The organism is Pseudomonas sp. Z18(2022) (genome assembly GCF_036346535.1).
GTDB classification, from domain to species: Bacteria; Pseudomonadota; Gammaproteobacteria; order Pseudomonadales; family Pseudomonadaceae; genus Aquipseudomonas; species Aquipseudomonas yamanorum_A.
In genome coordinates, this window is record NZ_JAOTOA010000014.1 from 164,214 (window position 1) to 172,669 (window position 8,456).

At 58.1% G+C, this 8,456-nt stretch carries 12 protein-coding genes; 5 read left to right on the plus strand and 7 right to left on the minus strand.

Annotated elements, in window-relative coordinates:
* Nucleotides 1-123: 123 nt before the first annotated feature.
* A complete protein-coding gene (locus V3W39_RS24130) occupies nt 124-327 on the plus strand; it encodes a hypothetical protein (protein WP_330213457.1) in 204 nt (67 codons plus the stop codon).
* 4 nt (nt 328-331) lie between these two features.
* Here V3W39_RS24130 and V3W39_RS24135 read toward each other — a convergent pair whose 3' ends face one another.
* From V3W39_RS24135 to V3W39_RS24145, 3 genes are all read right to left on the minus strand, one after another.
* Nucleotides 332-568 carry a DUF2789 domain-containing protein gene (locus V3W39_RS24135; protein ID WP_084250787.1) on the minus strand — a complete coding sequence of 79 codons (237 nt, stop codon included), beginning with the start codon at nt 566-568 and terminating at the stop codon, nt 332-334.
* A gap of 83 nt (nt 569-651) precedes the next feature.
* On the minus strand, nt 652-882 hold the full coding sequence (locus V3W39_RS24140) for a hypothetical protein (protein WP_177044694.1): 231 nt from the start codon (nt 880-882) through the stop codon (nt 652-654).
* Nucleotides 883-1,025: 143 nt separating this feature from the next.
* A complete protein-coding gene (locus tag V3W39_RS24145) occupies nt 1,026-1,280 on the minus strand; it encodes a hypothetical protein (protein ID WP_330213458.1) in 255 nt (84 codons plus the stop codon).
* Between the two features lie 414 nt (nt 1,281-1,694).
* Here V3W39_RS24145 and V3W39_RS24150 point away from each other — a divergent pair, with 414 nt between their 5' ends.
* The 3 genes from V3W39_RS24150 (at nt 1,695) to V3W39_RS24160 (ending at nt 3,481) form a co-directional block, all read left to right on the plus strand.
* Nucleotides 1,695-2,144, plus strand: coding sequence for a hypothetical protein (locus V3W39_RS24150; protein WP_177044728.1), 450 nt, complete (start codon nt 1,695-1,697; stop codon nt 2,142-2,144).
* Nucleotides 2,144-2,341 carry a hypothetical protein gene (locus V3W39_RS24155; protein WP_177044696.1) on the plus strand — a complete coding sequence of 66 codons (198 nt, stop codon included), beginning with the start codon at nt 2,144-2,146 and terminating at the stop codon, nt 2,339-2,341. Before V3W39_RS24150 ends, V3W39_RS24155 begins: the two co-directional genes overlap by 1 nt.
* Nucleotides 2,342-2,464: 123 nt before the next feature.
* Nucleotides 2,465-3,481: an ABC transporter substrate-binding protein gene (locus V3W39_RS24160; RefSeq protein ID WP_330213459.1), complete on the plus strand. Its 1,017-nt coding sequence runs from the start codon at nt 2,465-2,467 to the stop codon at nt 3,479-3,481.
* A 137-nt stretch (nt 3,482-3,618) separates the two neighbouring features.
* On the opposite strand, the gene V3W39_RS24165 is transcribed toward V3W39_RS24160, so the two are convergent.
* Nucleotides 3,619-5,745 carry a TonB-dependent receptor gene (locus V3W39_RS24165; RefSeq protein WP_330213460.1) on the minus strand — a complete coding sequence of 709 codons (2,127 nt, stop codon included), beginning with the start codon at nt 5,743-5,745 and terminating at the stop codon, nt 3,619-3,621.
* Nucleotides 5,746-5,840: 95 nt separating this feature from the next.
* Nucleotides 5,841-6,230: a DUF2946 domain-containing protein gene (locus tag V3W39_RS24170; protein WP_330213461.1), complete on the minus strand. Its 390-nt coding sequence runs from the start codon at nt 6,228-6,230 to the stop codon at nt 5,841-5,843.
* Between the two features lie 93 nt (nt 6,231-6,323).
* On the opposite strand from V3W39_RS24170, the gene V3W39_RS24175 reads away from it, so the two are divergent.
* Nucleotides 6,324-6,761: a DUF3995 domain-containing protein gene (locus V3W39_RS24175; RefSeq protein WP_169388104.1), complete on the plus strand. Its 438-nt coding sequence runs from the start codon at nt 6,324-6,326 to the stop codon at nt 6,759-6,761.
* 87 nt (nt 6,762-6,848) lie between these two features.
* Here V3W39_RS24175 and V3W39_RS24180 read toward each other — a convergent pair whose 3' ends face one another.
* Nucleotides 6,849-7,259 carry a DUF6896 domain-containing protein gene (locus V3W39_RS24180; protein WP_177120782.1) on the minus strand — a complete coding sequence of 137 codons (411 nt, stop codon included), beginning with the start codon at nt 7,257-7,259 and terminating at the stop codon, nt 6,849-6,851.
* Nucleotides 7,256-8,456 (minus strand): RHS repeat-associated core domain-containing protein (locus V3W39_RS24185; RefSeq protein ID WP_330213462.1); only part of this gene is annotated, 1,201 nt, incomplete at its 5' end. The genes V3W39_RS24180 and V3W39_RS24185, both read right to left, overlap by 4 nt.

Sequence of the window (8,456 nt, forward strand, 5' to 3'; positions counted from 1 at the left end):
CACCGAGGCGATTGTTGCAGGTTATGCAAGGGAGCTATTCCGGGGATAGCTTTTTCCAGCTGGAGGAAAACCGTAGCATGGCTGACATTGTTAGCCAGCTAACTAATTTTCTGGAGGCTCTCCATGCAAAACAAAGTCGATGTCGCCGTGATGATTGGCAGTGGCGTACCGCTCACCCTGCGCGCGCTGGGGCGCAAGGCGTGTTGGGTGGTACTGCTTAACGGCGAGCAGCGCGGCACGGCGTTCGCCAGCCGCGATGAGGCAGAAGAGTGCAGGGCTGCCTGGGAGGCGTTGTTGCGCCTGGAGCAGTCAGACAGCCTGCATTGAAGCATCAGCGTGGCTGGTGCAGGCGCTGGTTCAGTTCGTCGACCGCGATGGCCCAGACCGCGTCTTCACGCAGTTCATCTTTAAGGAATTGGGCTTGCTGCGGTGACCAGAAATCTGCGTCGATCAGCTTTACGTCATTGGCCAGGGTGTGTTCGCCGATGAAGGCGTCAATCGCCTCCGGGGAAGATTCCAGGCCAAGTTGTTCAAACAGGTCTTCGAGGGTGTAAGTCGGCGCGTCCATATCGTTCTCCATGCAGGCTGATCATCGTATGCATGGGAGGGTTGTTGCGGGTCAGAGTTCGATCGGATTGTCGCGCCGGGTTATCAGGAGGTCAGTGCGCCTGAATCGACTGCGGCTTTAAGGGCTTTGGCGGCATCCTTGGCAGCGGTGTTGGCGGCGTCTATGGTTTTGAACCAGCGGTCCTTTTCTACCTGGTGGGTCGTTACGGTGGTCAGGGGGGGCTTGGCTCGCATCACGATCACGGCTTGAAATTCACCGTCTACTTCCCTGGCTTCGCCATGGATGAAAAATTCGCCTATATCAAATTCCGTCACGTATAGCCTTCCCTTGGAGGTAATTGCGCTGATGAAACCTGAACCCCAAGGGGACAAATCTCAATGGACGGACCAGTATGGCAGTTGTTACGCGCTGGCGGCGCAGTAAAGTCAACCAGATGACGAAACGACAGCGCCGAGTTTCAGCCGTGGGGCGTCTGCAGGATAGCTTCCAGCTGCCTGGCCAGTTCGCACGCCTGGCTATGGCCGCTGCGAAAGCCTTTGATCCGCCCGCTGGGCACTTCCAGGATATGAAAGAAGTTTCTTCCGGCGGGTACTACTCGATAGAGAACCGAACGCAGGCAACTGCCCTGGGTGTATAGGGAGTAGAATTGGCCGTCATCCATAAAAGATGAACCGGTGTTCGAGGGTGTGGCAATCGGTTGAGGTCGTTGCATAATCAGCTCCTGTCGATCGATCTTGCGGACCCGCTTGCAGTATTTCGGGTGGTTTTGACCCGTGTTGCTGTTTTAGTATTGTCGTCAGCATCCGGCGTCCGGTTCCATCCAAAGCATTAGTTTCTGTGTTGGATGTCGGAAAACTGCATTTTATTAAGGGTTATTGTCTGAAGTAGGGCGGTCGGTATTCTCCGGCCGTTGAACCTGTGATTTCCTGCAACGCCTGGCGACCTTGCGTAAGGTGCGTCGGGTACGCCTGTACTAGTCTTATGGCTTTGCAGCGTGGGCCTTCTTCAGTTTTTCAGTGGATTTGTTGTGTGATCGTGCCGTTTCGGCCGTTTTTTGTGCTGCCCGCCTGGGCGGTCAGCACCTTTTTGATGTGGGGGCGTTTCCTTGGCAGTCAGTAATCTGGATATGCACGCGTTGTTCGTGCTGGGTGATTTGCGCGCAAAGTTGGTCAAGCAGTTTCAATCCCGTTTCGTCTACGTCACTGAGCAGACACCTGAAGGTATCTACATCGCCGAGATCGATACCGAGACGGCGCTGGTGGTGGACGACAAGCCGCGTCTTGAACTCAAGGTCGGTGATCATTTTCGCGCTGCGGTATTGCCCAGTCGCGAAGGTGGCAAGTTCGAACTGAAGTTTCGCGATATCAAGTTGACGGTGTATGGCCTGGGCGACTACGCCTTTGTTTCCTCGGCCGAAGGCCAGGGCATCGTATTCAAGGAAGGCCACAGTGTGATGTTGGTGTTCGCCGCCCATGAGCAGCTGGTTGAAGGCCTGACCAAGACCCTCAAGGCCGTCACCGGCAAGGCTGCCAAGTGGCGCAAGGGTGAACTCGTGACCTTCAAGGCCAGCGAGTAATGAGCCAGGGTAGGGCGCAGTTCCACGAGCAGCACTTGCTCGATGCCCAGGCCGTGGCGGCGCAGCTGCTTGCCCGCAAGTCCGAGTTGCAGGGCGCCTGGTTGAGTTGGGTGGCCGGCCAGTTATATGAACTCAAGCCCGCCGAGTACGCCAGCATGGTGCGCCGCGAGCTGCAGCGCCTGAACAATCCGCCGTAAATACCAGCACCCTGCCATGTTCGCCGGAACCTCTACTACAGTTGAGTTGACTTAAGTATTCAGAGGCTTCGCGGTGTTACAGCAAAGCCGTTCGCTATTGCTGTAAGGCATGAGGTGTAAAGCATGAAAGGAATTCGAGCACTGTTGGCAGCCTCACTGGCGACCCTGAGTCTGTCGGTGGCGTCGCTGCCTGTATCGGCGGCCCAGGCGCCGATCCATTTCGCGGACCTGAACTGGGAAAGCGGCAGCCTGATCACCGAGGTGCTGCGGGTGATTGTCGAAAAGGGCTATGACTTGCCCACCGACACCTTGCCCGGTACCACCATCACCCTGGAAACCGCCCTGGCAAAAAACGACATCCAGGTGATCGGTGAAGAATGGGCCGGCCGCAGCCCGGTGTGGGTCAAGGCCGAGGCTGAGGGCAAAGTGGTGGGCCTGGGGGATATCGTCAAGGGCGCCACCGAAGGCTGGTGGGTGCCGGAATACGTGGTCAAGGGCGACCCGGCCAAAGGCATCAAGCCCCTGGCGCCGGAACTGCGCAGCGTGAAAGACCTGGCGCGCTACAAGGATGTGTTCAAGGACCCCGAGGCACCGACCAAGGGCCGCTTCCTCAACAGCCCGATTGGCTGGACCTCGGAAGTGGTCAACAAGCAAAAGCTCAAGGCCTACGGGCTTGACGACAGCTACGTGAATTTCCGCAGCGGGTCGGGTGCGGCGCTGGACGCCGAGATTGCCTCGTCGATCCGCCGTGGCAAGCCGGTGCTGTTCTATTACTGGTCACCCACGCCATTGATGGGGCGCTACAAGCTGATCCAGCTGGAAGAGCCGCCGTTTGACGCCGATGCGTGGAAGACCCTGACGGATGCGGATAATCCTGATCCGAAACCCACCCGTTCACTGGCCTCCAAGTTGAGCATCGGTGTGTCCACGCCATTCCAGAAGGAACATCCGCAGATTGCTGAATTCTTTGCCAAGGTCGACTTTCCCATCGAGCCTTTGAACAAGGCGCTGGCCGAAATGAGCGAGAAGCACAGCCAGCCACGTGAAGTCGCCCAGGCGTTCCTCAAGGATCACCCGCAGATCTGGAAGGCGTGGTTGACTGAGGATGTGGCGCAGAAGGTAGAGGCCAGCCTGAAGTAGCCCCTCAATAGTCCTGACTGGCACGGACTAAATGTGGGAGCTGGCTTGCCTGCGATGCCGGCACCTCGGTTTGACTGACAGACCGAGTTGCTGGCATCGCGGGCAAGCCCGGCTCCCACATCGACCCTGTTCCAGCCTTAGAACTTCGTCTGCACCGCCAGCTCGAACGTCCTCGGCGATCCGAGGTAATACGCTGGCGACACATGGGCAAACTCGGCATACACCTCATTGGTCAGGTTGCGCACCCGGCCCGTCACGGAGGTGTGTTGATCCACCTTGTAGGTCAAAAACGTCCCGAACAAGGTATACGCCGGCACCGTCAGGGTGTTGGCATTATCGGCATACACCGACGCCACATACCGTGCATCCACACCCCCTTGCCAATCCTCCGCAAAGTCATAGGTCAGCCACAGATTGCCCACCTGCTTGGGCACATTGGTCGGCGTATTGCCCTTGCGTGATACCACGGCACCACTGGCGGTTTTCTCGTTGAAGTCCTCGTACTCGGCATCGACCCAGGCGTAGTTGCCCTCCAGCAATAGATTGGGCGTGACCCGCAACGAACTGGCCAGTTCGATACCCTTGGACGACTGCGCGCCCACCGGAATGCTGTTGGTCGGGTCCTGCGGGTCGGTGACGGCGAAGTCCTTGCGCTCGATCCGGTAGGCGGCGACGGTGGCCGAGCCGCGACCGTCCAGGTAGTCGAACTTGCTGCCCACTTCCCACTGCTTGCCGGTGGACACGTCGAACACCTGGGTGGTGCTGCTCGGCTGTTCGGCGGCGGTGCTGTATTGCACATAGACATTGGCTTGGGGAATGAACTGATAGGTCAAGCCAATGCGCCCGGTCACCGGCTCCCAGCTGCGTTTGACGTGCCGGGGATTGCTGGCGGTGATGTCTCGGTGATTGGTCACCTCAAGGTCAATCGCGTCATAGCGCAGGCCGGTGAGCAGCGACAGTTTGTCGGTCAGCCCCAGGCGATTTTCCACGAACAGCGCCTTGGTGGTCACCGCGTTGGTCTTGTCCGGATCGAAGCCGGGCTTGGTGCCGGGAAGGTCATAGAAATGCCCCGGATCGTAGTTGTTCGGGTCCACCGTGTTTTTGCCCGGTACGTTCAGTGGGTTGCTGGTGGTGCTGTTGACCTTGTACTCAAATCCACCGGACCAGGTGGTGCTCAAACCGAAGAATGTGTCGTCATGGCGCAGCTCGAACTGGTTGCCGTTCTGCTCGCCCTGATGCCGCACCTGATAGGCCGTGGAGCGATTCACCGCGCTGTTGTCGGCGTTGTACTGGTAGGTTTCCAGGTTGCGATAGTCGCGCTGGCTGTCGAGGTGATAGAGGGTGTTTTTCAGGGTAGTGCTGTTGTTGATCCGGTAGTCGATGATCGAACGGACCCAGATCGTGCGTTGCTCATAACGGCCGTCGGCCACGTTGTAGTTGTTGAAGCGGTTGTGCTTGTCGATCTTCAACTCGCCCGACTTCGGGTTGAGCACCGGCGTGCCCCAGTAGGGACTGTCTTCGTGTTCGTCCTGATACTCCAGCGCCAGGGTGTGGGACAGGTTCGGCGTGAAATCACTCAACAGGGAAAACGCCACACTCCAGGCATCGCGCTGCTGGCGATCAATGTAGGTGTGGTTGGTGTTGCGGCTCACGTCCAGGCGCGCGTAATGCTGGACCTCGGCACCCGGTTCGGTCAGCGCATGGTTCAGGCCGAAGGCCATCCCGGCGGTGTCGTAGCTGCCATATGTCAGTTGCCCTTCGGCGGCTTGTTCCTCGCGGGTGGCGAGCTTGGTCACGTAGTTCAGCGAACCACCAACGGAACCGGCGCCGTTGATCAGGGAGGAGGGGCCGCCGACCAGTTCAACCCGGTCATAGATCCACGCATCCACCGGGCGCGCCAGGCCGCCGGACACGGCGACGCCATTGAACATCTGGGTAATCTGGCTGCTGGTAAAACCCCGATAGGAAATGAAGCCGCCAAACCCCGGCGGCGCACTGGCGTTGACCCCGGGCAGAGTATTGGCCGCGTCCTGGAAGGTCTTGGCGCCTCGGCGCTCGATGTCGTTGCGATTGGCAATGGCGATGGACGCCGGGGTTTCCCGCACGCTCAGCCCGAGGCGCGAGGCCATGCCGCTGGATTGGTCCAGGGCCAGGCCGGGTTCGCCGGTTTGCTCGCCATCAATGGTGGTCGGTGCCAGCTCAATCGCCCAGGCGCTGACAGGCAGGCAGCCGAACAGGCCCGCCAAAAGGGGTAAATGTTTCATGGTTGAATCCTGAAAAACATGGCTTGAAAACAACCCACGGCCGTCCGTACTCCCAAAGGAGACAGCAGCATGGGCAAATCAAAAAAGCGCAGGTATCAGGCGAAGGCGGGTGGGGCGCGCGGATTAGCCGCAGGCCAGGTGAAGCGGGCAGGAATGTCGGCGCTGGCAACGATTGCCGGCGGCGGCGCATGGGGTTGCGGCAGGACGACTACGTTGAGGCTGGAGCTGAGCGCCGGGCCCATGCCGCCCGTGGAGCACAGCGGGCAACCGAAGGCTTTCGAGAGCGTGGGCAGGGATTCATCGGTGGACTTGTAAGGCGCCGGCGCCTGGGTGCGCGGGTCTACCGTACAGAACTGGCCGCCGACGCCGTTGAGTTGCATCCCGACCATTTGCCCGTGGCCAATGCTGCAGGCGAACACATTGAACAGGACGCAGCAATAGAGCATCCAGGCAATGAGCGAGCGGTCGGAACGGGCGAGTTTCATGGGGCGGCACTTTACCATCAGCCGCCGACGAATTGCCTGCAAAAAATCTCAAGAGGACTATCCTCTTCCGGACTTTTCCAAGGATATCCAGCCATGAGCTTTTTAGTCGCGCGATGGATCGTCGGGGTGTTTGGCTTTATCAGCCTGGTGCATTTGTACTGGGCGGCCGGTGGCAAATTGGGGGTTGCCGCGGCGATTCCGCAGCTGCCGGGTGAATTCGCCAGTGGGCCACGCCCTGCGTTCAAGCCGTCGGCGCTGGGCACGTTGCTGGTGGGTGTGGGGCTGGTGGCGATTGCGGTGCTGGTGTGTTTGCGGGCCGGACTGTATTTCGAGCCGGTGTCCAACCATGCGTTGCAATGGGGCATCAGTGCGGTGGCACTGGTGATGTTTGCCCGGGCGATTGGGGATTCGGAGCTGGTGGGTTTTTTCAAGAAGGTGGGTGGGTCGCGGTTTGCGCGGCTGGATACGTTTTTTTACTCGCCGTTGTGTCTGGTGTTGGGGGCGGGGTTGTTGGTGGTGGCGTGGAGTTGAGGGGAAGTGTTTCCCGCGAAAGAGTGAGTTTACGCTGTATAAACTCATATGCTCGCCTGGTGACAGTTGGTCAGGGGGCGAGCCGGGTCAAGGATTCAGGAAGTATAGGTTGGACATGGAATCAGTGATTCTTTGCGCTTTTCCTTGCGCTACATAGTTATTGAATTCTCGTTCGAGTGTGTTTTGGTTAGTGTACTTTTTGTACCTGTGTGGTACTTCGCATGCGTATATGTAAAGCCGCCACGGATCGAAGCCATCCACCCTTTCGTTGGGGCCGTAGTCGAAATCGATACAGACTCCGGAAAAATCGACTCTGCAGCCAATCCCGTGTAGTTCGTAGGAGATGTTGTCAGTGATCCTCCCGCGTTGCGGGATTTGATTGCTGCGCCAAAGCCGGAGAATGTTTTTTGTGCCGAATGTTTGTTCAAGTAAGTCTGTCGCTTTTTTTACTTGATATATATATTCACGGATCAAACTCTCTAGGTTGTTCTTTTTCATCTTCTCGGCCTTTCCAATCTATCAAGTCCAACAGCATTCGAAGCGTTTATTACGTCATCTTTGCTTTTGAGCGTTCCCTTATGGCTATTTAGGTTCTCGATCAATTTTATGGTGACTGGCGTATTTGTCCGTCTTGCCGCTGATGCCCGGTGGTGGCCGTCGATAATATAGCGCTGCCCGTTCACCTCGACCACGTCGATTGGCTCATTTGTGTCGTAACCCTTGCTCCGCATGCTGAGGGAGATTTCGTCAACTCGCTTGGTTGATTTTTTTCCCTCGATGCTATGTGTTCGATTCAAGCTTTCCACGTCAACTCCGCTAATAACCGGCGGCGAAGGTATACCTTCATCGGCTTTTGCTTTGCTAGCAGGGTCGTTATCAAAGGCTTTCGGCTTACATCCATCCCCACCCGGACAAGTATTCAACCCCAGCGGATCAACCCACCCCGTCGGGTTTGGAACGTACTGATAGCCGTTCAGTCCACCCGCCAGTTTCACGGGATCAGGCGTCAGGTAACGGCCAACATCCGGATTGTAGTAGCGATGTCGGTTGTAGTGCAGCCCGCTTTCCGGGTCGAAGTATTGGCCCTGAAAGCGCAGTGGGTTAGTGACGGTGTTGACGTCCAGCTTCGCGATTTGGCCGTAGGCGCGGTAGTGCGCGGACCAGACGATTTCGCCATCGGGTGCTGTGAGTTCTTGTGGGGTGCCGAGGTGGTCGAGTTGGTAGTGGAAGGGGTTTATGTCTTCCGGGCCGTAACCTTTCAGCAGTGCTAACGGGCGGAAGCTGTTGGGTTCATAGATATAGCTTTGGTGATGATCAGCGCTGTGCTCGGCGATCAGCGTATCGCCTTGCCAGAAAAACTCTGTGGTCTGGCCGTCGAGGGTTTTCGCTATGCGCCGACCGAATGGGTCATAGCGATAGCTGGCCTGGGTGCCGTCCGGTTGGGTGACTCCGATCAGGCGGTGCTGACAGTCGTAGCGGTATTCGGTGACCAGCTGCTGGGCACGGCCCCGGCGTTCGCTCAGGAGATTGCCAAAGGCGTCGTAGTCGTAATGACGGTCGCCTTGCATCAACAGGCGGTTGCCTTTGACTACGCTGGGGCCAACGCGGTCCTGCATCAGCAGGTTGCCCGCCGGGTCGTGGGCGAAGCGTTCCTGCAGGTCCTGCGAATGGTCGGCGCGGGTCAGGCGGTCGAGC

Bases quoted from the DNA above. Each gene is read 5' to 3' on its own strand.
- V3W39_RS24160 (WP_330213459.1), top strand. From the start codon at position 2,465: ATGAAAGGAATTCGAGCACTGTTGGCAGCCTCACTGGCGACCCTGAGT.
- V3W39_RS24180 (WP_177120782.1), bottom strand. From the start codon at position 7,259: ATGAAAAAGAACAACCTAGAGAGTTTGATCCGTGAATATATATATCAA.
- V3W39_RS24170 (WP_330213461.1), bottom strand. From the start codon at position 6,230: ATGAAACTCGCCCGTTCCGACCGCTCGCTCATTGCCTGGATGCTCTAT.
- V3W39_RS24165 (WP_330213460.1), bottom strand. From the start codon at position 5,745: ATGAAACATTTACCCCTTTTGGCGGGCCTGTTCGGCTGCCTGCCTGTC.
- V3W39_RS24155 (WP_177044696.1), top strand. From the start codon at position 2,144: ATGAGCCAGGGTAGGGCGCAGTTCCACGAGCAGCACTTGCTCGATGCC.
- V3W39_RS24150 (WP_177044728.1), top strand. From the start codon at position 1,695: ATGCACGCGTTGTTCGTGCTGGGTGATTTGCGCGCAAAGTTGGTCAAG.
- V3W39_RS24130 (WP_330213457.1), top strand. From the start codon at position 124: ATGCAAAACAAAGTCGATGTCGCCGTGATGATTGGCAGTGGCGTACCG.
- V3W39_RS24135 (WP_084250787.1), bottom strand. From the start codon at position 568: ATGGACGCGCCGACTTACACCCTCGAAGACCTGTTTGAACAACTTGGC.
- V3W39_RS24175 (WP_169388104.1), top strand. From the start codon at position 6,324: ATGAGCTTTTTAGTCGCGCGATGGATCGTCGGGGTGTTTGGCTTTATC.
- V3W39_RS24145 (WP_330213458.1), bottom strand. From the start codon at position 1,280: ATGCAACGACCTCAACCGATTGCCACACCCTCGAACACCGGTTCATCT.